22 protein-coding genes are annotated in these 25,347 nt (G+C 52.6%); 9 read left to right on the forward strand and 13 right to left on the reverse strand.

Annotated elements, in window-relative coordinates; genetic code table 11:
• Nucleotides 1–26: 26 nt before the first annotated feature.
• The gene (gene mscK / locus ACSIPU_RS09995) at nt 27–3,368 is read right to left on the reverse strand and encodes a mechanosensitive channel MscK (RefSeq protein WP_004111041.1); all 3,342 of its coding nucleotides are present in this window, start codon (nt 3,366–3,368) and stop codon (nt 27–29) included.
• A 130-nt stretch (nt 3,369–3,498) separates the two neighbouring features.
• The gene (gene acrR, locus ACSIPU_RS10000) at nt 3,499–4,149 is read right to left on the reverse strand and encodes a multidrug efflux transporter transcriptional repressor AcrR (protein ID WP_004099655.1); all 651 of its coding nucleotides are present in this window, start codon (nt 4,147–4,149) and stop codon (nt 3,499–3,501) included.
• A gap of 142 nt (nt 4,150–4,291) precedes the next feature.
• Here acrR and acrA point away from each other — a divergent pair, with 142 nt between their 5' ends.
• The 5 genes from acrA (at nt 4,292) to maa (ending at nt 10,482) form a co-directional block, all read left to right on the forward strand.
• Nucleotides 4,292–5,485, forward strand: a complete 1,194-nt coding sequence (acrA, locus tag ACSIPU_RS10005; protein WP_004111040.1) for a multidrug efflux RND transporter periplasmic adaptor subunit AcrA — start codon at nt 4,292–4,294, stop codon at nt 5,483–5,485.
• 22 nt (nt 5,486–5,507) lie between these two features.
• Complete coding sequence (gene acrB, locus ACSIPU_RS10010; protein ID WP_196557707.1) at nt 5,508–8,654, forward strand: multidrug efflux RND transporter permease subunit AcrB; 3,147 nt, start codon at nt 5,508–5,510, stop codon at nt 8,652–8,654.
• A gap of 481 nt (nt 8,655–9,135) precedes the next feature.
• Nucleotides 9,136–9,510 (forward strand): Hha toxicity modulator TomB, encoded by a 375-nt coding sequence (tomB, locus tag ACSIPU_RS10015; RefSeq protein ID WP_004099648.1) that lies wholly within the window; start codon nt 9,136–9,138, stop codon nt 9,508–9,510.
• A 26-nt stretch (nt 9,511–9,536) separates the two neighbouring features.
• A complete protein-coding gene (locus ACSIPU_RS10020) occupies nt 9,537–9,755 on the forward strand; it encodes an HHA domain-containing protein (RefSeq protein ID WP_004099646.1) in 219 nt (72 codons plus the stop codon).
• A gap of 160 nt (nt 9,756–9,915) precedes the next feature.
• Entirely contained in the window at nt 9,916–10,482 is a 567-nt protein-coding gene (gene maa / locus ACSIPU_RS10025) for a maltose O-acetyltransferase (RefSeq protein WP_004099644.1), read from the forward strand.
• Here the strand turns inward: maa and ACSIPU_RS10030 are convergent.
• Nucleotides 10,451–10,588: a hypothetical protein gene (locus tag ACSIPU_RS10030; protein WP_224226720.1), complete on the reverse strand. Its 138-nt coding sequence runs from the start codon at nt 10,586–10,588 to the stop codon at nt 10,451–10,453. The genes maa and ACSIPU_RS10030 overlap by 32 nt on opposite strands.
• A 30-nt stretch (nt 10,589–10,618) precedes the next feature.
• Between ACSIPU_RS10030 and ACSIPU_RS10035 the strand changes: the two genes are divergently transcribed.
• Nucleotides 10,619–11,089 carry a YlaC family protein gene (locus ACSIPU_RS10035; protein ID WP_004111038.1) on the forward strand — a complete coding sequence of 157 codons (471 nt, stop codon included), beginning with the start codon at nt 10,619–10,621 and terminating at the stop codon, nt 11,087–11,089.
• On the opposite strand, the gene ACSIPU_RS10040 is transcribed toward ACSIPU_RS10035, so the two are convergent.
• The gene (locus ACSIPU_RS10040; RefSeq protein ID WP_196557705.1) at nt 11,064–12,518 is read right to left on the reverse strand and encodes a MocR-like pyridoxine biosynthesis transcription factor PdxR; all 1,455 of its coding nucleotides are present in this window, start codon (nt 12,516–12,518) and stop codon (nt 11,064–11,066) included. The two genes, ACSIPU_RS10035 and ACSIPU_RS10040, sit on opposite strands and share 26 nt — an antisense overlap.
• Nucleotides 12,519–12,619: 101 nt before the next feature.
• Between ACSIPU_RS10040 and ACSIPU_RS10045 the strand changes: the two genes are divergently transcribed.
• On the forward strand, nt 12,620–13,318 hold the full coding sequence (locus ACSIPU_RS10045) for a GNAT family N-acetyltransferase (protein ID WP_004099639.1): 699 nt from the start codon (nt 12,620–12,622) through the stop codon (nt 13,316–13,318).
• Here the strand turns inward: ACSIPU_RS10045 and ykgO are convergent.
• From ykgO to ACSIPU_RS10060, 3 genes are all read right to left on the reverse strand, one after another.
• Complete coding sequence (ykgO, locus tag ACSIPU_RS10050; RefSeq protein ID WP_003859006.1) at nt 13,315–13,455, reverse strand: type B 50S ribosomal protein L36; 141 nt, start codon at nt 13,453–13,455, stop codon at nt 13,315–13,317. The two genes, ACSIPU_RS10045 and ykgO, sit on opposite strands and share 4 nt — an antisense overlap.
• Nucleotides 13,455–13,718: a type B 50S ribosomal protein L31 gene (locus tag ACSIPU_RS10055; protein WP_123830207.1), complete on the reverse strand. Its 264-nt coding sequence runs from the start codon at nt 13,716–13,718 to the stop codon at nt 13,455–13,457. Before ACSIPU_RS10055 ends, ykgO begins: the two co-directional genes overlap by 1 nt.
• A gap of 111 nt (nt 13,719–13,829) precedes the next feature.
• Nucleotides 13,830–14,903, reverse strand: coding sequence for a LacI family DNA-binding transcriptional regulator (locus ACSIPU_RS10060; RefSeq protein WP_196557702.1), 1,074 nt, complete (start codon nt 14,901–14,903; stop codon nt 13,830–13,832).
• Nucleotides 14,904–15,172: 269 nt separating this feature from the next.
• On the opposite strand from ACSIPU_RS10060, the gene ACSIPU_RS10065 reads away from it, so the two are divergent.
• Nucleotides 15,173–16,444 carry a maltoporin gene (locus ACSIPU_RS10065; protein ID WP_004099631.1) on the forward strand — a complete coding sequence of 424 codons (1,272 nt, stop codon included), beginning with the start codon at nt 15,173–15,175 and terminating at the stop codon, nt 16,442–16,444.
• 122 nt (nt 16,445–16,566) lie between these two features.
• Here the strand turns inward: ACSIPU_RS10065 and ACSIPU_RS10070 are convergent, their stop codons facing one another.
• From ACSIPU_RS10070 to ACSIPU_RS10095, 6 genes are all read right to left on the reverse strand, one after another.
• Complete coding sequence (locus ACSIPU_RS10070) at nt 16,567–16,881, reverse strand: glucose PTS transporter subunit EIIB (RefSeq protein WP_004099629.1); 315 nt, start codon at nt 16,879–16,881, stop codon at nt 16,567–16,569.
• 65 nt (nt 16,882–16,946) lie between these two features.
• A complete protein-coding gene (locus ACSIPU_RS10075; RefSeq protein WP_196557700.1) occupies nt 16,947–19,004 on the reverse strand; it encodes a beta-galactosidase in 2,058 nt (685 codons plus the stop codon).
• Nucleotides 19,005–19,035: 31 nt separating this feature from the next.
• Nucleotides 19,036–20,238, reverse strand: coding sequence for a glycoside hydrolase family 53 protein (locus ACSIPU_RS10080; protein WP_004099623.1), 1,203 nt, complete (start codon nt 20,236–20,238; stop codon nt 19,036–19,038).
• 4 nt (nt 20,239–20,242) lie between these two features.
• Entirely contained in the window at nt 20,243–21,094 is an 852-nt protein-coding gene (locus ACSIPU_RS10085) for a sugar ABC transporter permease (RefSeq protein ID WP_024273851.1), read from the reverse strand.
• Nucleotides 21,095–21,104: 10 nt separating this feature from the next.
• Nucleotides 21,105–22,412, reverse strand: coding sequence for a carbohydrate ABC transporter permease (locus ACSIPU_RS10090; protein ID WP_004099614.1), 1,308 nt, complete (start codon nt 22,410–22,412; stop codon nt 21,105–21,107).
• Nucleotides 22,413–22,467: 55 nt separating this feature from the next.
• Nucleotides 22,468–23,700 carry a maltodextrin ABC transporter substrate-binding protein gene (locus tag ACSIPU_RS10095; protein ID WP_004111035.1) on the reverse strand — a complete coding sequence of 411 codons (1,233 nt, stop codon included), beginning with the start codon at nt 23,698–23,700 and terminating at the stop codon, nt 22,468–22,470.
• A 353-nt stretch (nt 23,701–24,053) separates the two neighbouring features.
• On the opposite strand from ACSIPU_RS10095, the gene ACSIPU_RS10100 reads away from it, so the two are divergent.
• Entirely contained in the window at nt 24,054–25,163 is a 1,110-nt protein-coding gene (locus tag ACSIPU_RS10100) for an ABC transporter ATP-binding protein (RefSeq protein WP_023320456.1), read from the forward strand.
• The last annotated feature ends 184 nt before the right edge of the window (nt 25,164–25,347 follow it).

The following is a 25,347-nucleotide window of genomic DNA, read 5'->3' on the forward strand; positions in this document are numbered from 1 at the left end:
GGCGGGTATTTACCGCCCCGCCATGCTTAGCTCATCGCCGGAGTGGCATCGTCGCCTTTATCCCGCTTCACCTCGGTGACTTCATCGCCCTTCTCATTGCGAAGATGAACCTCCAGCTGGTTAAAGGCGATATCAATATTGTTCTCACGACACAAACGATCGATCGCCCGGTTAAGCTCATCCACTGCATAGCTGCGATCGCGAAGTTCGCGCACGTATAGTCGTAGTTCATGATCGAGCGTACTGGCGCCGAAAGTGGTAAAGAAAACCGACGGCGCGGGCTCCTGCATCACTTTCGGATGCTCGTGCGCGGCCTTAAGCAGTACTTCTTTAACCTTATCCAGGTCAGAACCGTACGCGACGCCAAGGCGGATGACAACGCGGGTGACGGTATCGGAGAGCGACCAGTTAATCAGACGCTCAGTCACGAAGGCCTTATTGGGGATAATCACCTCTTTACGGTCAAAATCGGTGATGGTCGTGGCGCGAATGCGGATTTTGCTGACGGTGCCGGAGAAGGTGCCAATGGTCACCGTATCGCCAATGCGCACCGGGCGCTCAAAGAGAATAATCAGACCGGAAACAAAGTTACCGAATATTTCCTGTAAGCCGAAACCTAAACCAACCGACAGCGCCGCTGCCAGCCACTGTAGTTTATCCCATGAGACGCCCAGAGCGCCAAATACCGTCATCGCGCCAATAACAATAATGGCGTAATTAAGGATTGTCGTAATGGCATAAGACGCACCCTGGCGCATATTTAGTCGGGACAGCACCAGCACTTCCAGCAGTCCCGGCAGGTTGCGAATTAACGCCCAGGCAACCATCGAAGCGACAATCGCGAACAGCAGGCTCCCCATGGTAACGCTTTTCACGGCGCTGACCCCGGCTTCGGTACCGTTGTAATGCCACAGCGTAATACTATCGAGATAGGCGAAGACGGTGATGAGATCCGACCAAATCGCCCAGAACAGGACCGCAAACAGCGCGATCATCACCAGCATCGTAATACGCAGCGTTTGCTGGTTAACCTGCTCCAGAGCAATTGTCGGTTCTTCCTGCGGCTCGGCTCCTTCAGCCCCCTCTTTAACCAGATGCTGACGACGCGCCAGCGCGCGGCGCCAGGCAATACGCCGCGCGGCCACGCTCAGGCCGCGCAGCACGGTCTGATACAACAGGTTCCACAGCATCACCAGATAAACGGTTTCAATCCAGCGGCCGGCCAGACGCAGCGTCGTATAGAAATAGCCGGTTGCCGTCAGCACCATCAGGGCGATGGGAACGATCGATAGCACGGTAACGGTGATAAGGCGCAGGCTGTGAGATTCTTTATCACGCCAGCTTTCGCGGCACATCGGCAAGACCAGCACCGCGATCAGCAACAGGTTGAGGAAAATAACGAACTGCCCGAGAACGTCATCCATCAGGTGCAGCGGCGACAGTTCCGACATCACCGACCAGAAGTTGAGCGGCAGCAGCGCAAGGCTCACGCGAACAATCTGCCGCCGCCAGTGGCTGGTCAGCTGTGACGGCATATTAAAGTGGCTCACCGCCACGCCGTCTTTTTCCAGCACTTTCCAGCACAGGCCAAACACCAGCCAGAATAGCGCCAGCTTCTTGCTATAGGCCCACAGAAGGTCGCTAATATTCAGCTGCATCGTCAGCAGAATCAGACCGACGGCGAGTATGACCAGCACCACAGGCAGCGCCCGAATCAGATCGATAAGAATCGCTTTCGGCGTGTGGAGCTGCGTATCGTTGCGCAGTTGCCCCACCTGCGACGCCAGCTTAGCCTGATACGCTTTCAGCCAGTTCAGACGCCAGCGAATCAGACCGGCAATCAGCAGCAGCGGCAGGCCGGCCAGAAAAGCGATAAATACCGCAGGCCAGGCCTTTTCCCAGTTTACGGTGATTTTCATCGCCTTAAACTGTCCTTTCAGCGCCTCCGGGAAGGCTTTAAACCACTCCCAGTCCATCGGGCGGTTGCTATTTACCCAGAAAATCTGCTGCGTCAGGATGGCTTTCAGGTTGGTTGACACGCTCATTAGCTGCTGCTGATTGATTTGCAGGTTAATCGCCATCATCAGCTGGTTGCCGAGCTGTTTATTAAACTGATCGAGCAGTTCCCGGCGCATATCAACAATCTCAAGAAGTGCATCATGCACTTCGGGATTCACCTCGCTGCTATGCCCCTCCTCCAGCTTCGCGACATACGCATCGCTCTGGAATAGCGCATCGCGCTGCTGGTTGACCTCGAACTGCTCAAGGCGCAGGTCGGCGATGCGGTTGGTCATGTCGCTTAGCTCCTCCGCAGAGGGCAGCGTTTGCTGTTGCTGATAAAGGATACGCGACAGCAGCAGGCTGCCTTTCAGCACGGAAATCTGCTCTTTAATATCGCGCTCGGATTGCAGAGCACGATCGAGCCAGGTCTTCACTTTAATGTTGCGCTGAACCAGCTGATTACCCGTTTCCGTTGCCGAAATGAGCCTTTCGCTCAACTGGTGATTAATGTCCAGCTCCTGCTTGACCAGCGGGTTTGCCTGAATACGGGCCGTTTCGTCCGGAGAAACCGCTTCCTGAGCCGTCTTTTCCGTCAGCGTCAGGCGCTTGCTATTCACCGCTTCCTGCAACAGCTGAAGCTGATGCTCCAGTCGATTGCTGTAAGCGGTGATGTAGTCACGCTGCTTTTGCAGGGTATCCTGCAGCACCGTGTTGCCTTCCAGGCTTTTACGCTGTTGATCTATCTGTGCATTCAGCAAGGCCTGCTGCGCCAGCAGCAAATTCTGCTGGGTAGGACGTAGCGCCTCTTCGCCCGTAGTCGTGCCATTCAGACGATTACGGATCTGCTGCAGCTGCTGAGAGGCGGAATACATCGCATTCTGCACGCGTTCCGGCTGCGTCTGTAGCGAAACAAGCTGACTATTATAAGTCGCCAGATCGTTTTGCGCGTTTTGCAAATCGTCCAGAGTCTGAGAGACGCGCGATTCCAGCTGGCGCAGCGACAAGGTGCTCAGCGTTTTACGCGTCGCCTCGTCGTTGGGGACATCGCTTAGCGCGTTCAGGCTATCGATAGCCTGATTCATTTTCGCAGGCGCCTGAGCGACCTGCTGGCGCAGCTGCGTCGTTTCCGACTTTATGCGCTCAATTTTATCGAGCGTTTCCAGCGTCTGAGTCAGGTCCTGCTGAACCAGCTTATCCTGGGGAGTCAAATCTTTTTGCTTGTTCAGGGTCGTGAGCTGGCTCTGGACCTCGGAGCGTTCAGGTAAATCAGCCGCCAGCGCCGAATTAACGCTAATACAGCCGATAAAAAGCATCAGGGTAAGAACTACAGCAGAGAGGGCATTTCGCCAACGGATAGTATGCAGCATAGTGTTAACATGAGTGATTGCAAAAGCCGGAGAATACCGGGGGTCGTCGCAGCGCGAAGAATAGCACTTCTGTTATCACTAAAATAGCGGCGGACAGCAGGAATCATTCCTCTGGTGTCCGCTAGCCGGGTTAAGCGTCCAGTCCTTCAGAACTGCGCAGAGAGGGGCAAAATTGATACATTTCCAGCAGGACTTCGACATAATCCCGCGCTTCTTTTTGCAGATCAAAGGCGTTCGGCGCCAAAAGCCAGTTCTCCATCAGGCCGGAAAGATAGCTGCGCATGAGGATCGCCGCCCGGCGGGTTAATAAATTGGCGGGTAGCATCTTCGCGACAATGCACTCCTTTAATGTTTGTTCGATACGGTCGTAGCTCTCAAGGCAAAGAATGCGCTGCGCTTCTTGCAGCGTGACCATCTCACCGACGAATTCACATTTATGAAAGATGATTTCCATCATCAGCCGTCTGCGTTTTTCTGTCACAGTGGCTTCAAGGATATACACTAAGATCTCTCGCACAACTGACAGTGGATCGTTGGGGAATTTTGCCCGATACTCAACTTCGAGATCGTTAATATTGGCTTCTGACAGTACCCATATTTCATTAAATAAGTCCGATTTATTTTTGAAATGCCAATAGATAGCCCCCCTCGTCACACCGGCAGCTTTTGCAATTGCGGCCAGCGAGGTGGATGATACGCCTTGCTGCGAAAACAAACGCAGAGCAACATCCAGAATATGTTGCCGGGTCTCAAGCGCCTGTTGTTTGGTTTTTCGTGCCATAGGTCGATGAGTTTACAGAGGTTACGTTTACATACATTTGTGAATGTATGTACCATAGCATGACCATAATAGAAACACAGCAGTGGGTTTGTGGTCGATTGAGCCACTGAACAATTTGAAATTGGACACTCGAGGTTTACATATGAACAAAAACAGAGGGTTAACGCCTCTGGCGGTCGTTCTGATGCTCTCAGGCAGCTTAGCGCTAACAGGATGTGACGACAAACCGGCTCAGCAAGGAGCCCAGCAAATGCCGGAAGTCGGTATTGTGACGCTCAAATCCGCTCCTCTACAAATTACTACTGAACTGCCGGGCCGTACCAGCGCCTATCGCGTTGCGGAAGTTCGTCCTCAGGTCAGTGGCATTATTCTGAAACGTAACTTCACCGAAGGCAGCGATATCCAGGCTGGCGTGTCTCTTTATCAAATCGATCCGGCAACCTATCAAGCCACCTATGAAAGCGCGAAAGGCGATTTAGCCAAAGCGCAGGCTGCCGCCAATATGGATCAGCTGACGGTTAAACGTTACCAGAAACTGTTAGGCACTAAGTACATTAGCCAACAGGATTACGATACTGCCGTAGCCACGGCCCAGCAGAGCAACGCTGCCGTCGTCGCCGCTAAAGCCGCGGTTGAAACCGCGCGCATCAATCTGGCCTACACTAAGGTGACCTCCCCGATCAGCGGCCGCATTGGTAAATCCGCGGTCACGGAAGGCGCGCTGGTGCAGAACGGCCAGACTACTGCCCTGGCGACCGTGCAACAGCTTGATCCTATCTACGTGGATGTGACTCAATCGAGCAACGATTTTCTGCGTCTGAAACAAGAGCTGGCTAACGGCAAACTGCAGCAGGAGAACGGTAAAGCGAAGGTTGAACTGGTCACTAACGACGGTTTGAAATACCCGCAGAACGGTACGCTGGAGTTCTCCGACGTTACCGTTGATCAGACCACCGGTTCTATCACGCTGCGCGCGATTTTCCCGAACCCGGATCACACTCTGCTGCCCGGCATGTTCGTTCGCGCGCGCCTGGAAGAAGGCGTAAATCCTGATGCGATTCTGGTTCCGCAGCAGGGCGTAACCCGTACCCCGCGCGGCGATGCCAGCGCGATGGTTGTCGGCGAAGGCGATAAAGTCGAAGTTCGCCAGATTACCGCCACTCAGGCGATTGGCGATAAATGGCTGGTCACCGAAGGGCTGAAAACTGGCGATCGCGTCATTATTAGCGGTCTGCAGAAAGTCAAGCCAGGCGTACAGGTAAAAGCGCAGGAAGTCGTTTCTGATGAAAAACAGCAAGCCGCAGGCAACGCTCAGTCAGAACAAACCAAGTCTTAACTTAAACAGGAGCCGTTAAGACATGCCTAATTTCTTTATCGATCGCCCCATCTTTGCCTGGGTGATCGCCATCATCATTATGCTGGCTGGGGGGCTCTCGATCCTCAAGTTGCCAATAGCGCAATATCCGACGATTGCGCCGCCGGCAATTTCCATCACGGCCATGTACCCCGGTGCCGACGCAGAAACCGTGCAGAACACCGTGACTCAGGTTATCGAACAGAACATGAACGGTATCGATCACCTGATGTACATGTCTTCAAATGGCGACTCCACCGGTACAGCAACCATCACTCTGACCTTTGAATCCGGTACCGATCCGGATATTGCTCAGGTACAGGTTCAAAACAAACTGGCGCTGGCGACACCGCTGCTGCCGCAGGAAGTACAGCAGCAGGGTATTAGCGTTGAAAAGGCATCCAGCAGCTTCCTGATGGTTGTCGGCGTTATTAATACTAACGGCACCATGAATCAGGATGACATTTCTGACTATGTTGCCGCCAACATGAAAGATGCGATTAGCCGTACCAGCGGCGTTGGTGACGTGCAGTTGTTTGGTTCCCAGTACGCTATGCGTATCTGGATGGACCCAAACAAACTTAATAACTTCCAGTTGACGCCAGTTGACGTTATCAGCGCCCTGAAAGCGCAGAACGCCCAGGTTGCAGCAGGACAGTTAGGCGGTACGCCCCCGGTGAAAGGCCAGCAGCTGAACGCCTCCATCGTGGCGCAGACTCGTCTGACCAATACTGAAGAGTTTGGCAACATTCTGCTGAAGGTTAACCAGGATGGCTCCCAGGTTCGTCTGCGCGATGTCGCGCGCATTGAGCTGGGTGGTGAAAACTATGACGTTATCGCGAAGTTTAACGGTCAGCCAGCTTCTGGTCTGGGTATTAAACTGGCGACCGGCGCGAACGCGCTGGATACCGCAAACGCCATTCGCGCCGAACTGAAGAAAATGGAGCCTTTCTTCCCTTCTGGCCTGAAGATTGTTTATCCGTATGACACCACTCCATTCGTGCAGATCTCCATTCACGAAGTGGTAAAAACGCTGGTTGAAGCCATCATCCTGGTGTTCCTGGTAATGTATCTGTTCCTGCAGAACTTCCGCGCCACCTTGATTCCGACGATTGCCGTGCCGGTCGTACTGCTGGGGACGTTCGCCATCCTTGCGCTGTTCGGTTTCTCGATAAACACGCTCACCATGTTTGGTATGGTGCTCGCCATAGGCTTGCTTGTGGATGACGCCATCGTGGTGGTGGAAAACGTCGAACGTGTAATGGCAGAGGAAGGGCTACCGCCGAAGGAAGCCACGCGTAAATCGATGGGCCAGATTCAGGGCGCGCTGGTAGGTATCGCGATGGTGCTTTCTGCGGTGTTTATCCCGATGGCCTTCTTTGGTGGTTCCACCGGTGCGATTTACCGCCAGTTCTCGATCACCATCGTCTCCGCGATGGCGCTGTCGGTGCTGGTCGCTCTGATTCTCACCCCGGCGCTTTGCGCCACGATGCTGAAGCCAATTCAAAAAAGCAGCCATGGCGCAACCACTGGCTTCTTCGGTTGGTTTAACCGCATGTTTGATAAGAGCACGCATCACTATACCGACAGCGTAGGCAACATCCTGCGTAGTACCGGTCGCTATCTGGTGCTGTACCTGATCATCGTTGTGGGAATGGCCTGGCTGTTCGTTCGTCTGCCAAGTTCGTTCCTGCCAGACGAAGACCAGGGCGTATTCCTGAGCATGGCGCAGCTGCCTGCAGGCGCAACTCAGGAGCGTACCCAGAAAGTACTGGATGAGATGACCAATTACTATCTCACCAAAGAGAAAGATAACGTTGAATCGGTATTCGCCGTAAACGGTTTTGGTTTCGCTGGTCGTGGACAAAACACCGGTATCGCGTTCGTCTCTCTGAAGGACTGGAGCCAGCGTCCAGGCGAAGAGAACAAAGTTGAGGCGATTACCGGCCGCGCGATGGGCTATTTCTCGCAGATCAAAGATGCAATGGTCTTCGCCTTTAACCTGCCGGCAATTGTTGAACTCGGTACCGCAACGGGCTTTGACTTCCAGCTGATCGACCAGGCTGGCCTGGGCCATGAAAAACTGACCCAGGCACGTAACCAGCTTTTTGGAATGGTTGCGCAGCACCCTGACGTATTGAGCGGGGTTCGTCCAAACGGCCTGGAAGATACTCCGCAGTTCAAAGTGGATATCGATCAGGAAAAAGCGCAGGCGCTTGGCGTGTCTATCAGCGACATCAACACGACGCTTGGCGCGGCATGGGGTGGTAGCTACGTCAACGACTTCATTGACCGTGGCCGCGTGAAGAAAGTGTATATCATGTCCGAAGCGAAATACCGCATGCTGCCGGAAGACATTGGCAACTGGTACGTACGCGGTAGCGATGGACAGATGGTACCGTTCTCCGCCTTCTCAACCTCGCGCTGGGAATACGGCTCGCCGCGTCTGGAGCGCTACAACGGTCTGCCATCGATGGAAATCCTCGGCCAGGCGACACCGGGTAAGAGTACCGGTGAAGCGATGAACCTGATGGAAGAGCTGGCGGGTAAACTGCCTGCCGGTATCGGCTATGACTGGACGGGTATGTCATATCAGGAACGTTTGTCAGGTAACCAGGCGCCAGCGCTGTACGCTATCTCGCTGATCGTCGTCTTCCTGTGTCTGGCGGCGCTGTACGAGAGCTGGTCAATTCCATTCTCGGTCATGCTGGTCGTTCCGCTCGGTGTTGTGGGGGCGCTGCTGGCTGCCACCTTCCGAGGATTGACTAACGACGTTTACTTCCAGGTTGGTCTGTTGACCACTATCGGCCTGTCGGCGAAGAACGCGATACTGATCGTTGAATTCGCCAAAGACCTGATGGATAAAGAAGGCAAAGGCCTGATTGAGGCAACGCTTGAAGCCGTTCGTATGCGTCTGCGTCCGATTCTGATGACCTCCCTGGCGTTTATCCTCGGCGTAATGCCGCTGGTTATCAGCTCCGGCGCAGGCTCCGGCGCGCAGAATGCCGTAGGTACTGGCGTAATGGGCGGGATGATTACCGCGACGGTTCTGGCGATTTTCTTCGTGCCGGTATTCTTCGTGGTCGTGCGTCGCCGCTTCAGTAGGAAAAATGAGGATATTGAGCACAGCCATCCGGTTGAGCATCATTAATCTCTCCATTAAGGGCCGCATTCGCGGCCCTTTCACTTTGTCTCACTTTAAAACGCACGGATTGTGATTGTTTATTTTATAACCTGAGATATAATATTTAATGATGATTACCGCTGCTTATCTATGACCTTTTTTCACTGACTTTACTCCCTCAACTCCACACTAAGAATATTCTCAATCACTGACATTATGTATGGTTGTATCAACGTATCAGCTAAACGCACGGGCTAACCCGATGATATATAAGGTCAGTCTTCGATTTTTCCGTTGTAGTTAAAGGCACGATATAATAAAGACCGAGGCATTTAAGATAAATTGACCGCGTTAATTGTAATTTTTCGTAATAGCACGATGAAATCTTTTTAAGAGTGGATTATAGTTAAAGAGCAAGATTACAATGTATGTGTCAGGTCTGTTAGTCGTGTTCATCCCACAACGGTGTCGATAGTCGTCGTTAAACCACTAAAAAGGGGGATGCGTTATGGACGAATACTCGCCAAAAAGACATGATATTGCGCAGCTTAAATTTCTCTGCGAAACCCTGTATCATGACTGTCTTGCAAACCTGGAAGAGAGCAACCATGGCTGGGTTAATGACCCAACCTCTGCTGTCAATCTTCAGCTTAATGAATTGATCGAGCACATTGCCGCGTTCGCACTTAATTATAAAATTAAGTATGCTGAGGATAATAAGCTGGTGACTCAGCTTGACGAATATCTGGATGACACTTTCGTGTTGTTCAGCAACTACGGCATTAACACTGCAGATCTGCAGAAATGGCGTAAATCAGGCAACAGGTTATTCCGCTGCTTTGTGAACGCCAGTCGGGAAAACCCGGCCAGTCTTTCTTGTTAATATTATTACAATCAAAAGGTGAATTTATGTCTGATAAAACATTAACCAAAATAGACTATTTGATGCGCTTACGACGTTGTCAGACAATTGATACGCTGGAGCGCGTAATTGAAAAAAATAAATATGAACTTTCTGATAATGAACTGGCGGTATTTTACTCAGCAGCCGATCATCGTCTTGCTGAACTGACGATGAATAAACTGTATGACAAGATCCCGCCATCGGTCTGGAAATTCATCCGCTAATTATTTCAAATGAAAGCCCGAACTCTTGTGCCGAAAACGCCCTTCCCTCATGCTGCTAATAAATGCGACACCGGTCACAGAAGCTGTTTCCGTACCTATATGAAACCGGTTTCTTTTTTATACTGTGGCGGCCTACAATGAGGAAATAAGGGAAGCCTCCATGAGTGAAGAAAAACAAAAAATGATTGCCGGTGAACTGTATGTGTCAGGTGACGCTGAGCTAAAGGCCGACCGTCTACTGGCCAGACAACTGTTGCATCGTTACAATCATTCAGCGCCTGAAGAGCGTGAATTAAGAAAAGCATTACTGACGGAACTGCTAGGCCACGCAGGCGACGCTTATATCGAACCCACTTTTCGCTGCGATTACGGCTACAATATCTTCCTCGGGAAAAATTTCTACGCCAACTTTGATTGCGTGATGCTGGATGTGTGTCCGATACATATTGGCGAAAACTGCATGCTGGCGCCGGGTGTGCATATTTATACCGCAACGCATCCCCTTGACCCTGTTGAACGAAATAGCGGTAAAGAGTACGGAAAACCCGTCACTATTGGCCACAATGTATGGATTGGCGGCCGGGCCGTAATTAATCCTGGCGTGACTATCGGCGACAATGCCATCGTGGCTTCCGGTTCCGTAGTGGTGAAAAATGTGCCAGCCAACGCCGTCGTCGGCGGAAACCCGGCTCAAATCATAAAAATGGTGGAGAGCGAAAAACGGTAACTGTTATGCTTTTCCGCAACCAATCTGTTACTTTTCCCACGGATTTACGCAACATAAAATAGCCTTCAGGCTGAGCCCAACGCGCATCTGTTCGTCGCGTCTGCATAGGGGCTCATGGCAGAATTTGGGGAATAAAATGACAGAAATACAGCGGCTGCTGAAAAGCACCATTGATGAGCTTAATGTGCAAGAGAAGCGCGATAACCGTCCGCGCTTTAGCATAAGCTTTATTCGCAACCATCCATGGCTTTTTGTCGCGATGTATGCGGCTTTCCTGGCAACACTCATCGTGATGCTGCGTTCTGAAACGCTGGTAGATTCGGTCTGGCTATTAATCGTACTATTTGTTCTGCTGAACGGCTTCTTTTTCTTTGACGTTTACCCGCGCTATCGCTATGAAGACATTGATGTTCTGGACTTCCGCGTTTGTTATAACGGGGAGTGGTACAACACTCGATTTGTTCCCGGTCAGCTCATCGACCGAATCCTGCAGTCGCCGCGCGTCGATGGCGAGCAGAAAGCTCAGTTGCAAAAAATGATCGCCACCAAAGGCGAACTCTCATTTTACGATGTCTTTTCCCTTACCCGCATCGGTGCTGCGCAATAAGGCGATCCAGCGTCCGTATCGCAGAAGGAAAGCGTGATGCGGACGTATTACCGTAGCCCAGAACAAAGCCGCTTCTCGCCTTTTTTTCATTCAGATAAAAACGGCTTAATGCGCCGGGCGCGAGCTGAAACCGCCGGGCCTGCTGCACAATAGCTTCATCATCAACGTCTTCGACGACGACAGTCAGGTGTAACCCCCCCTCGCCGCCTGATATTTCATAAGGGTGAGTAAGCTCTGCCGCCAGCGTTTCCCGCAGCTGCTGCTGGCGTTTGCGATACAAGCGGCGCATAGCGGCAAGATGACGCGCGTAGTGCCCCTCTTCGATAAACAGCGCCAGCGCCCGCTGTTCAGCACGATGACCGCCGCGTAACAGTGAACCAATCGCGCCTCTTGCGGCATCCGCCAGCCCCTCCGGCATCACCATAAAGCCAATACGCAGCGCGGGAAAAAGCGTTTTGCTGAATGTCCCCAGATAAACTACCGGCGCCTGCCTGACCATTCCCAGCATGGCGGGAATCGGTTCGCCGCTATAACGAAATTCACTATCGTAATCATCCTCGATAAGCCAGGCATCATGACGGCGGGCATATTCCAGTAAAGCCAGTCGCCGCCCGGCGCTCATCACCGAACCGCAGGGGTATTGATGGGACGGTGAAGTAAAGATTAATCGCGGTGCTGCGCTATCATCATCGGTATCGAACCGCATACCCTCTCGATCGACGGGTATACCCTTGATGTGAAGCCCGGCTTTAATAAACATGCTTTTTGCCCCTAAATAGCCGGGTTCTTCCACCCATGCCGTCTCCCCGGCAACGCTCAGCAGATGCGTACATAAATCAACGGCTTCCAGCGCTCCTTCCGTAATCACAATTTGCCCGGCTTCGCAGCGAATGCCCCGGGAGAGCGCCAGATGACGGGCAATCGCTTTGCGCAATGCAAGTTCCCCCTGCGCATCGCCGTAGCCCAGCAATGCGCTTCTCTCCTCGCGCAATACCCGGTCAAGGAGTCGACGCCAGATAGCAAGAGGAAAGTAGTTAACCGCAGGCATTCCCGGCGTAAAGAGCAGCGTGGGCGAATCACGACGCGTGGCGGCGGGTAATCCCTGAAGGTACTCAGGGAGCACAATCACGCGCGCCGCAACCTCCTCTTCACCCTGCGACTTCAAAAGCGCGGCGTATGTCCCCTGGCGGCTACGCAGCAGATACCCCTCCATCGCCAGCTGCTCCAGCGCGCCGTTGACGGTATTGCGCGATAGCTTCAGACGCTGCGCTATAGCCCGTGAACCTGGCAGGCGGCTACCGCCCGCCAGCGTACCTTGCAAAATGGCCGCTCGCAGACGGAGATAGAGCGTGCGCTGCAGGGTTTCACGCCCTCTGTCGCACAGCGCCTGCTCCAACAGAGTAAAAAAAGCATCATCAGGAATATTCATTTTGGCTCCTCGTGGTACTACGAGAACATACTCTGATGGCCCTTTTTATGGAACCAATAAGCGCTTAATCTCACAGCATTCGTCCATAGAAGGAAATCCTGATGAGCCATCTTAATCAATACGATCAGCCCGTTGGCACCGCCCTGCCCGACTGGCAGCCCTGTCCACATCCTGAAAGGGTGAACCTGCAGGGCCGCTTTTGTCGGCTAGAGCCTTTGCGCTCCACGCATGCCGGCGCGCTGTTTGACGCCCACCGCTTAGCCCCGGATACCCGAAGCTGGACATGGCTGCTGCGTGAACCGGACAGCAGCGTAGAGGAGTACCGCGCATGGATTGAGAGCGTTTCCGGGCAGAACGACCCCATTCACTTCGCGGTGATCGATAAGCAAACAGACCAGCCCGTGGGCTCACTGGCGCTGATGAGAATTGACGCTAACAACGGCGTTGTTGAAGTCGGCCACGTTCACTTCTCGCCTTTACTGAGCCGGACCGCAATGGCCACCGAGGCCCACTGGCTGCTGATGGATTACGTCTTTGATACGCTCGGCTATCGGCGCTACGAGTGGAAATGTAACAGTCTCAACGAACCGTCACGCCGGGCGGCGCTGCGGTTGGGATTTCAGTATGAGGGGCAATTTCGTCAGGCGCTGGTGATAAAGGGCCACAACCGCGATACCGACTGGTTTTCCATTATTGATTCCGAGTGGCCACAGATAGACAGGGCAATGCAGCAATGGCTGGCCGCCGACAACTTCAGCGCCGACGGCCAGCAGTTACGTACGCTGGGGAGCTTTCGTTAACGTCTTTTCTTGCGTCCCTGTACGGCTTTAAAGCGGGGATTGCTTTTGCAAATCACGTATAGCCGCCCCTTGCGCTTCACGATCTGGCAATCCGGGTGGCGTTGTTTCGCGCTACGCAATGAGTTTAGCACCTGCATTATTTGTCCCTCTTCGCATCAATAAAGCCGCCAAAGCGCTGACGGAAACGCGCGGTACTACCTTCGTTGTTGAAGGCCTTCTGCTTACCGGTGTAATACGGATGCGATTTGGACGATACATCAAGCGTCACGTAGGGGTACGTCTCGCCCTCCAGTTCGATCTCACGCTCGGTTCTGATAGTAGAACCGACCTTAAAGTATTCGTCGGCGCTGGTATCGTGAAAAACCACCGTACGATAATGCGGATGAATATTGGGTTTCATAGCGACCTCAATCATTATGTTATAACATAACAATACCGTACACCGTGTAAAGACAAAGATCAACCCTGAGAATGAGAAGGATGAAAGGGCGGCGAGAGCGCCCTTTGCAGATTAAGGACTTAGCTGATGCGCCAGAGCCCGGAGCTGCTCAGCAATAGACTGCAGATTTTTGCCAGGCTCCTTTTTTGGCCCGGTAGAATGGCGTACAACCAGACGAGCCGGAAGGATAGAAGACGTATGTGATGTTTCGTTATCGCCGCTGTCGAGAATGCGCCGAACGGCCTCCTTCCCTTGCAGATCAAGATCCAGCGAAACCGTGGTTAGCGCCGGGTAGAAGAACGAACTCTCATAAGTGTCATCATAACCAATAACCGACTTTTCTCCCGGAATCGGTACCTGGTGCTGGTGAAATGCGCTCAGTACGCCCAATGCCATCTGATCGTTACCTACCAAAACGGCGGTAAAGTTTGGCGTCTCCCGCAGCATTTGCAGCGCGCCAGCGTAGCCGCTTTGCGCGTCCCAGTTGCCGCGAATCACCGTTACCGGCTCCAGCCCGTAACCCTCCAGGGTTTCTATCCAGCTTTTCAGACGCAGTTTGGCCGATACCGAACTTTCAGGGCCGGCCAGCAACGCGATTTCCCGATGGCCCATCTCATAGAGATACTTGACGCTGGCCCGTGTACCGTCCGCCGGATTAAACGAAACGTTAAACACCGAGCTGTAGGGGTCGACATCTAAAAAAAGACAGACGATGTCATCGTTATCAGCGGCTATTTTTTGGGCCTGTTCAGTCTCCAGCGGCACGTTGATGATGACCTTATCCACCAGTTGAGACTTCAGTTCATTAATAGAGTCCTGGATACTTTGGTTGACGCTCTCATCAATCATGGAGATGAGCACCTGATAACCTTCCACGTTCGCATAGCGTTTTACCGCCGCAGCCACCTGGGATGGGGCATGCAATGCAAGGGAAATTGTGACCAGGCCCACGGTACGACTTTGCTTACCTACCAGCTGTTGCGCCAGGCGGTTCGGGACATAGCGCAGCTCCTCAATGGATTTCTCCACCTTGCTGCGCGTGGCTTTGGATACATTAGCAGATTTGTTCAGTACCCTGGACACGGTCTGATAGGAGACGCCCGCATGGCGTGCAACGTCTTCTAAGGTCGCGCTTTTAGACTTCATGGTCCGGTTCCTTGTGTTGTTATCCCTGAATTGTAACAGGGGCAATGTGAAAAAACGCTCATTGCCGTATTCCTCCTCCAACCATAGCCATAAAAAGTATTACGCTCACAATACTACAAATTGTGAATGGACTCACTTTGCGTAACAAAACTCGCCTTTTTATTTGCAGTTAATCACACTATGGCGATCATTCAATTGCCTGATTTCAGGTTTAGGCATTTTATGACATCGGTTATGTGAACGTAATACAAAACAATAAGAGGATAGACATGAACACTACGCTGCGCACACTTTCCGTTGCGTTGGCCGCTGCGCTGATTTCACCATCCGTGTTTGCTGCTTCCGCCACCCTCCCGGGTATCGACTTTCATGGCTATATGCGCGCCGGGGTTGGGGTCTCCGGCGACGGTAGCCAGGCCGAATGGCAAAAAAATAAAATTGGCCGTCTGGGTAACGAATCTGATACCTACGGCGAGCTGGAGCTGGGATCGGAGGTCTACAAGAAGAATGACGTTAGCTTCTACCTCGATAGTATGGTCAGCATGGTATCTGACGGCTCAAACGATAATGAAACCACGCTTGATGACGATGCGCAGTTCGGCCTGCGGCAGCTAAACCTGCAAATTAAAGGTCTGATCCCCGGCGATCCAAATGCAGTCATCTGGGGCGGCAAACGCTACTATCAGCGCCACGATCTGCACATTATCGATACGAAATACTGGAATATTTCCGGATCCGGCGCCGGGATCGAAAACTATACGCTCGGTCCGGGCGCCGTTTCATTTGCCTGGATCCGCGGGGATGCCAATGACGTCGACTACCGCGTCGATGGCGATAGCAACGTCAATATTAACTATCTTGATTTGCGCTATGCGGGCTGGAAGCCGTGGGCCGGATCCTGGACCGAATTTGGTATCGACTACGCGATGCCGAATACCACTAAAAAGCAGGATACCTACGGCGGACTCTATGATGCTGAAAACGGCGTCATGCTAACCGGTGAAATCAGCCAGGATATGCTGGGCGGTTACAACAAAACGGTTCTGCAATACGCAAACAAAGGACTGGCGCAGAACATGGTGTCCCAGGGGGGCGGCTGGTATGACATGTGGAACTACGTCAATGACGCCACCGGCTACCGCGTTATCAATACCGGTTTAATTCCGATTACTGAAAAGTTCTCTATTAACCACGTCCTGACCTGGGGCTCCGCGGATAACATCACCGATTACACGGATAAAACACGCATGCTGTCGCTGGTGGCGCGCGGGCAGTATCAGTTCACCGAATATGTGCGCCTGATTGGCGAAGTGGGCGGCTTCTACCAAAAAGATAGCTACAAAAATAATACCGATTACAAACAAGCCGGTGAGAAATACACCATTGCGCTGGGCCTGGCCGATGGACCTGACTTTATGTCGCGCCCGGAACTACGAATTTTCGCTTCATACCTGAATGATTCCGAAAATGGTAAGCCGTTCGAAGATCGGACCGCCAATAATACGTGGAACTTTGGTGTACAGGTCGAAGCCTGGTGGTAATAGCCGTTTAACTGTTTTATCGCCAACTGTAAAGTTATTAATTACCCTCCGGTAATGATTATTGCCATTGAATGCCTGTTATATTTTCGGGATAACTCATTATTGCGTTATCCCGTTTTATTTTATTTCCGGCTGGCAAAGTGCTCATCAAGTAATTGCCGTAAAGCATCCGACTGCTTACCGAAAATAGCATGCACCTGTTGCCCCAGAATAATAACCCCAAGCGCTCCCTGCTGCTGTAAGGCCTGAGAATCAACTATCGATAGATTATTGACCGTGACGCGTAAGCGGGTAATGCAGGCGTCAACGTTAATAATATTCCCTTCACCACCAAACGCCTGAATTAAATAATCAATCTGTTGTTGCTCCGCATGACTTAAAGGTACCGCCGCACGAGGCTGCGAGAAGTAATTCAGAAAGGATTTTAAACTCACCATACCAGACTCCTGATTAGCAGATAAAAAAACGCCTGCTCGCAGGAGCAGGCGCGGGGAGAGAAAAATTACGCGCGACGACTGAGGATACGGCAATCCCATGCATTTAAGACCAGCGGCGTATTCAGCGCCGTACCGGTGAGACAGTCCAGATAGCCTTGCGGCAAAACCACGCTATGCTGCTGCGCGCTGTAGTTTTGCAGGAAAACGTAGGCGGTTTCACCGTCCGTGCGTGCGGTCGCTACTACGCCCGGCGGGAAATCAGCCTCAACCGCGCGCGGCAGAGAGAGTTCTTTCATCAGGCTGCAGAAGAAGTCCCGCTGGAAGGCCAGATCGTTGCGCGACGCAACGTGCCATGCCTTGCCATTACCAAAGTGATTGACGGTGACCGCCGGTCTTCCTGCATAAAAATCATCGCGATAGGTAGCCAGCGGCTGCGCGCTTTCAGCATGAATCAGTTCACACAAATGGCGTACCTGGTACGGCCCCTGCAAGCCAGCTTCATTACCCGCCAGCCCCTGTACCAGGTTGCGTTCGCCGTCGTTCAGGCAGTCAATTTCTTCCGCCCAAATGCCCAGCAGTTTACGCAGCGGGCCCGGGAAACCGCCGAGATGGCAGAGGTCGGACTCGTTCACTATCCCTGCCCAGTATGTTGTAACTAAATGACCGCCGTTAGCCACAAACGCTTCGGCGCGTTCGGCAAATCCCTCACGAACCATATACAGCATTGGCGCAATGACCAGTTGATAAGGACTCAGGTCAACGTCAGCATCGATAACATCAACCGCAATCCCCTGCTCCCAGAACGGACGGTAATGTTCGTTGACGGTATTTTCATACTCCATGCCGAGATTACGCGGCCCCTGAGCATCATCCAGCGCCCAGCGATTTTGCTGATCGAAGATAATCGCCACTTTCGCATCCGTCCGGCAGCCCACGACGCCAGGCAGCTGGCTTAACATCTCGCCGAGCTTCGTCACTTCGCGGCCCACGCGCGTATCCAGATGACCGACATGATCGATAATCGCGCCATGGAACTTCTCCACCGAACCGCGGCTTTTACGCCACTGAAAATACTGCACCGAATCCGCGCCGTGCGCCACCGCCTGCAAAGAGGAGAGAATATGCATTCCCGGCTTCTTAAGCTTACTGGTTGGCTGCCAGTTAGTCGCACTGGGAGTGGATTCCATTAATACAAACGGCTTACCGCCCTTCAGGCTGCGCATCATGTCGTGATACATCGCGGTATAGCAGGCCAGCGTGGTTTCATCTCTATCGCGATGCCACATGGGGTAGCTGTCCCACGAGATAAAGTCCAGCGTCTGCGCCAGCTGCCAGTAGTCGTAATCGTAGAAATACTCCATGAAGTTGGTGGTCACCGGCAGTTCGGCATTCGCCGCTTTCAGCGGAGCAATCTCATGGCGGCAGAAGTCGGTCACCTGGGCGGTATTAAAGCGATGCCAGTCAAGGTTGAGACCATGAATTGAGACTTCTCCCTGCGGCGCCGGAGATTCGATCTGCGACCAGTCGCTATAGGTGTGGCTCCAGAAGGTACTCCACCAGGCGTGATTGAGATTATCCAGCGTTTCATAGCGCGCTTTCAGCCAGTCGCGGAAACGCTCCTGACACAGGCTACAGTGACACTCCCCGCCGTATTCGTTGGAGATATGCCAGCCCAGCACCGCCGGATGCTGCGCGTAACGTTCCGCCAGCAGGGTATTAATCTTCAGGGTTTTCTCACGATAGACCGGCGACGACATACAGTGGTTATGCCGTCCGCCGTGCAGGGCTGGCACCCGATCGCGACCAACGCGCAGCACCTCAGGATATTTCTGCGACATCCACGCCGGGCGCGCACCGCTTGGCGTAGCAAGAAAGACATGAATTCCGGCGGTATACAGTTTTTCCAGAATACTGTCCAACCAGCCAAACTCAAATACGCCCTCCTGAGGTTCAAGCTTCGCCCAGCTGAATATTCCTACCGACATCACATTGCATTTTGCCTGCTGCATCATGGCAATATCTTTGTCGATAATATCCGGATAATTCTCCCATTGCTCCGGGTTATAGTCGGCGCCATGCAATAGCGTATTAACCTTCGGACTCAAAGGCGCAAATTTTTTCATAATAAACATCCTGAAGTGTAAAACTGAATAATTAATTAAATACCTTCATCGACGGCAATGCTTTTCCCTGGCAATCAAACAGCGCCTGATTTTCCCGGGCATTACCCTCTTTCCACTCATCGTGGATATATTTCATTCCGGCAGGCGTCGCCCAGGTATTTCCCGGCACGGCAATCCACGTCGGCTCCCAATAAAAAATACCTTTACCGCGATGCTGCGGAACATCGGCAACGGCCTGCATTAAGTCGTGAATATAATTATATTGTCCCTGGACGGTGGCGGGGTAACCACCATCTTTTTCTTCTTTCGCCTGGAAGCTATTTTCCGCATTGTCGCAGTTATCCAGGGTATAAGCGTAAGCGGCCTCCACCACTATCACGTCTTTGTTATAGCGTTGGCTGATATCGTCCATATTGGCTTTCAGCGCGCTAATCGGGCCATTCCAGTAGGTGTACATCGACAAACCAATGATGTCGTAAGGGACGTTACGCTTGCTGATTTCATCAAACCACCAGCGGAAGGTGTCGTTTTTCGTGCCTTCGGCCAGATGAAGCATAATTTTAACCTGCTCACCGCCGGTGAGATTTTCCTTCAGTCCATCGATGGCGGCATTCAGCAGCCCAGCAAGACGATCGAACTCGCCGCCGCCCTGCCCCCAGCTTTTACCTTCCGGCCACAGCATACCGCCGTTGATTTCGTTGCCGATCTGCACCATATCCGGCAGCACGCCCTCCTGCTTAAAGCGGGCAATCGTGTCGCGGGTATAATCGTGGATCGTGGTTTTCAGCTGCGGATAGTCCAGCTTCTCCCAGGCTTTCGGTTTGAACTGCTTACCCGGATCGGTCCAGAAATCGCTGTAGTGGAAATCAAGCAGCAGCTTCATCCCCTGCGCTTTTGCCCGCTTCGCCAGCGCCAGCGTCGTCGCCAGATCGTTATCGCCGCCGCCGTAGCGCTGGCCTTTAGCATCTTTGGGATCCACCCACAGGCGCAGACGAACGTAGTTCACGCCATCGGCCTTGAGGATCGCGATCGGATCCTGCTGCTGATTGTTGTGATTAAAGAACTTCGCGCCGTGTTTTTCCGCATCCAGCAGCGTAGAGATATCCGCGCCTTTAATAAAATCAGCGGGCATATTGCTAAACGCCTGCGTTTGCAGCGCATCTGCCGCCAGCGTACCGGCGGAAAAACAGCATGCCAGAGAAACAGCAAGCCACGCGGGTGTTAATCTTTTCATGGGGTTATCCTTTTGTACTGCCTGAGGTGAGGCCGGAAACAAAGTATTTTTGTAGCGCCAGATAGAGAATCGCCACCGGGACGGCAATCAATACCGCTCCCGCCGCGTAGGTGGTGTAGCTGGCGCCCATCTTCTGTGCGACCAGGTTATACAGGCCAATCGGCAGCGTGTACTTATCCGGGGTACGCAATATGGTGCTGGAGAGAATGAAATCCCCCAGCGGACCGGTAAATGAAAACAGCGCCACCACCGCCAGAATAGGCTTCGACAACGGCATAATGATCTCGAAAAAGATACGGAAGCTGCTGGCACCATCCATCCGCGCGGATTCATCCAGATCTTTGGGGATCGCGTCCAGATACCCCTTCATGAGCCAGGTATTCATCGGGATCATGCCGCCCACGTAGATCAGTACCAGCGCCAGATGACTGTTGATTAGCCCCAGCAGCTGAGAAAGGACAAAGATCGCAATCAGCGCCGAGAACTGCGGAATCATCTGCAACAGCAGGAACAGCATCAGTCCGTTCTGCCGCCCTTTGAAACGAAAGCGGGAGAACGCATAGGCGGTGAAGCTCACGCTGACTAGGGTCAGAAGCATGGTCATGAAGCTGATTTTCATCGAGTTCCAGTACCAGGTGAGATAATTCACATTGCCGTTGAACAAATCCGCGTAATGCTGGAACGACAGGTTTTCAGGAATAATCGACGTACTCAGCAGACTGTTCCCGGCGTTCAGCGACGCCCCTACCGTCCAGACCAGCGGGTAAATAATGATCGTCGAGACAAAGATGACCACCAGCCAGGTGAGTGACAGGCGAATCCACTTTTCGCGTTTAATACTCGGTGATTTAGCCATGTTGCTTCCCTTACGCCATATCGTCATTTTTAAAGGATTTTGTGGCGCGGAACTGCCACAACGCCAGGCCGACGACGAAAATCGACAGCAGGATCGTAATAGTGGCCGCGATAGCGTATTGCGAAGACGACATGGTGAGTTTGTAGATCCACGACACCAGAATATCCGTACCGCCGGCATTCGACCCCGCCACCGCAGGCCCGCCGTTGTTGAACAGATAGATGATATTGAAGTTATTAAAATTGAAGGTGTACTGAGTAATAATAATTGGCGCAATCGAGTACAGCACCAACGGCAGAGTAATGGTCCGCAGCCGGGTAAACGCGCTGGCACCATCCATCGTGGCCGCTTCATAGAGATCGTCCGGAATCGCCTGCAGTACGCCGGTGGTCATGGCGAAAACAAACGGGAAGCCCAGCCAGGTTTGCATCATGATCAGCGCCGTCTTAGTCCAGAACGGGTCGGTCAGCCAGGCCTTCGGACTGATGCCGAAGAAAGACAAAATGGCGTTGTTAATGACCCCGAATGAATCATTGAACATCCCGGCAAAAACCAGAATCGTCACAAACCCCGGCACCGCCCACGGCAGAATAAAAATCGTGCGGATCATTGGCTTGAAACGCAAATCCTTCTGGTTAACCAGAATCGCCAGCAGCACACCAACGGTGCATTGCAGGGTTGTCGCCAGCAGCGTCCACACCACCGTCCACTGCAGGACATCAAAAAAGGTCGAGCGCCAGATGGATAATGTGAAGATGTTGATGAAGTTTTTGAACCCCACCCAATCGACCAGCTTCGCGGGCGGCGTGTGGTAAAGGTTGTAGTTAGTAAAGGCGATCGCAAAGCCAAACAGAATCGGGAAGATGACCACAAACACCAGCAGAATAAAGCCCGGCGTAATCATCAAATAGGGAAAACCGTCGCTGAGCAGCATCTGATATTGCTTGCGTACGCTGTTCAGCGCCATACCCTCATCGCGCTTTTTACCGTTAATCCAGGCATCGCGCAGCGAGAGGAAATAGACTAACAAACCAAAAGCGATAATCAGCACGCTGATTATTCCTTCCGCCAGCAGGAAGATAGAGTTATCCCGCGGGACTTCTTCGCCTAAGGTGTATAACCCCCACAGGCCTTCGCTGAGAAAGTCATAGAAAATGCTCATAAAACTGCTCAGCAGCACCAGGAAGACAATCCCCTTCAACCACTGGCGGTGATAAAACTGACCAAAACCCGGCACGATAGCCAGCAGCAGGCCGCACCACGCGTGGCGTCCTGCGCCACGCGCTTCGGCAATATTTTCGCTGGGATTGATAATCACACACGACTCCTTCTGAAAACGGGAGGGCCTCCTCCCGTTCTGTTACTTCACCTGATTACTGATTGCTGGCCTGCATGGCTTCGATCTGCATCTTGATCTGCTTCTCGGCGTTATCCAGCGCTGCCTTCGGCTCCTGTTTACCGGTCAGGCTCAGCTCCAGGGCTGCGTTCGCCGGGCCCCATACCTCCCCCATTTCCGGTATTCCTGGCATTGCCGTCGCCCGTGCTGACTGCACCGCCACCGCGCTGGCCTTCTCGTCATTCTTAATCAGCGGATCGTCAATCATTGCCTTCAGCGGCGGGATTTCGCCGGTCGCCACATAGCGTGCTTTCACATACTGAGGCTGGTTAATAAACTCAATAAACTGCTGCGCCAGCGCTTTATCTTTACTCCACGTCGAAACCACGTAGCCTTTCACGCCGAGGAAGGAGCTCATCGGTTTGCCGTCCGGCAGCGTCGGCAGAGGCGCAACACCATAATTAATGCCTGCCGCTTCGTATGGCTGGAAAGCCCACGGGCCGTTAATCACCGCCGCCGCTTTCTTCTCGGTGAACAGGGAATCGATGGCGTTCAACCCGTTGTCACCGAGGATCCCTGCCGGGAAAACCTTATCGGTATAGAATTTTTTCAGGAAAGTGACTGCTTCCACTGCGCCGGGTTTGTTGAGACCGACATCCTGCGGGTTGAAGCCCCCTTTATCGTTTTTGCCAAAGATATAGCCGCCCATTGGACCGATAGCGCCCCAGCTGTAATAAATCTGGTCGAACTTCGCCAGCAGACCGTATTTCCCCTCTTCGCGCTGCTTCTTCGAATAGTCGAACCACGCCTGCAGGCTATCCAGCGGCTGGTCGATCAGATCTTTGTTGTAAATCAGTACCAGGGTTTCCACCGCTTTAGGTACGCCGTAAAGCACGTTATCCATATGGAAAGCGCTGATTGACGCAGGCGTAAACGCCTCCTGCTTCTCCTGATCCAGAGTCAGTGGAGATAGCAATCCCTGGACAACCGCTCCGCCTAGCTGGTCATTAGGGATCACCAGGACATCCGGGCCGATGCCCGCCGGACCATCAAGACGCAGCTTTTCCAGCTGTTGGGCGTACGGCATCTCCTGCACGTTCACCTTAACGTTGAACTGCTTTTCAAAATCACCGACTGCGGCTTTGATGCCAGCGGATTTTTTGATGTCTTCCCAAACGTTGAGCTGCCCGGCCGCGTGCGCCTGCAGGCTCGTTAGCTGCCCGGCAGCCAGAGTGGTAAGGATCAGTGCAGCAAGAGTGTTCTTTTTCATTATCAACCTCATGTGAAGGTATAACAATTTAATGGTTTTTATTAAGTAATGTGACTTCAGCAAATCTCTTAGCAAGTTGATTAACGGCAGTTCATAAACAAAACATCCGTCATGTTTGATTTGTTATACGCTACGCTTTGAAGGCTGATAAAACTACTGGAAGCTACTCGTTGTGTGATCATCATTGCAGAAATGAAACATCGTTGTATGGCGCTAAAACCGTGGAAGTTATAGTCGCTGCATGATTTTAGTGTCGTTGAGCATCGTTCGGCTGAATTGTTACACGTTATACAAATTCCGCATCGCAGCCCAAATCCCAACGGCAAAAATGGCTAACAATCCGGGGAGTGTTGATGTCCAATATACGACTGAGGAATGTCACCAAACGGTTCGGCAGTACGGTGACGCTGCATCAGGTAAATCTTGATATTGAAGATGGTGAATTTGCGGTGTTCGTCGGCCCGTCCGGCTGCGGTAAATCGACGCTACTGAGGATGATTGCCGGTCTTGAAGAGGTCAGCGAAGGTGAAGTGCTAATTGGCGATGAGGTGATGAATGATGTCGTTCCTGCCCATCGCGGCGTCGCTATGGTATTCCAGTCCTATGCACTCTATCCGCATATGACGGTGGCGGAAAATATGGGCTATGGCCTGAAAGTGAACAAAGTACCAAAAGATGAAATTCGCCGTCAGGTTGAAATGGTGGCGAAAACGCTGCAGCTCTCTCATCTGCTGGATCGTAAGCCTAAGCAACTTTCCGGCGGTCAACGTCAGCGCGTTGCCATCGGCCGCGCTATTGTACGTAATCCACGGGTGTTTATGTTTGATGAACCCCTTTCTAACCTCGATGCCGAACTGCGCGTTGAGATGCGCCTGCATATCGCCAAACTCCATCACGAGCTCAAAACGACCATGGTTTATGTTACTCATGACCAGGTTGAAGCGATGACTCTCGCCGATAAAATCGTGGTGATGAACTACGGCAAAGTTGAGCAGATGGGATCGCCGATGTCGCTGTATTACAACCCGGTGAATAAATTCGTCGCGGGATTTATCGGTTCGCCGAAAATGAACTTCCTTCCCGCGACGGTTACCGCATGGCAGCCGGGCCAGCTTAGCGTGAAGATGGCGCAAGATCATAATCTGACGCTCAATATCACCACCTCACCGCTGCAGCCCGGCGCTGCCGTCACCCTCGGTATTCGTCCTGAACATCTCTCTACCGATGTGAATATCGGTACCGTGGTTGAGTTTCAATGTGAAGTGGTCGAGAGACTGGGTAATAATACCTATCTATTTGGCCAGTGCTACGGCCACGATAACGTCAAAATTCTGCTGCCAGGCGACGTTCACTTTCGCCCCTGGCAGAAAATCAGCGTTGCCTTCGACGATCGCTACTGCATGGTGTTCGACGAAAACGACCTGCGGATTAGCACCGACATCGCCGCGCCGGATGCCCACTAAACGCAACATCTGGCTGTCATGATTGCGCTTTAGAATATGAACCTGTGCTGGCGATGCTTATTGGCTGCCAGCATACCAGCCCTCGTTTTTCTCCGCGCCGTTTACAGCTTCGGGCGTCGCGGATCATCCACTGTTAGCCCGAATTCGCTGCTCTCTCGCGGTTCGGGCCTTTTTATCCCGTTTA

It is taken from the genome of Klebsiella sp. HN106, assembly GCF_051209435.1.
In the GTDB taxonomy this organism is placed as follows: Bacteria; Pseudomonadota; Gammaproteobacteria; order Enterobacterales; family Enterobacteriaceae; genus Klebsiella; species Klebsiella oxytoca.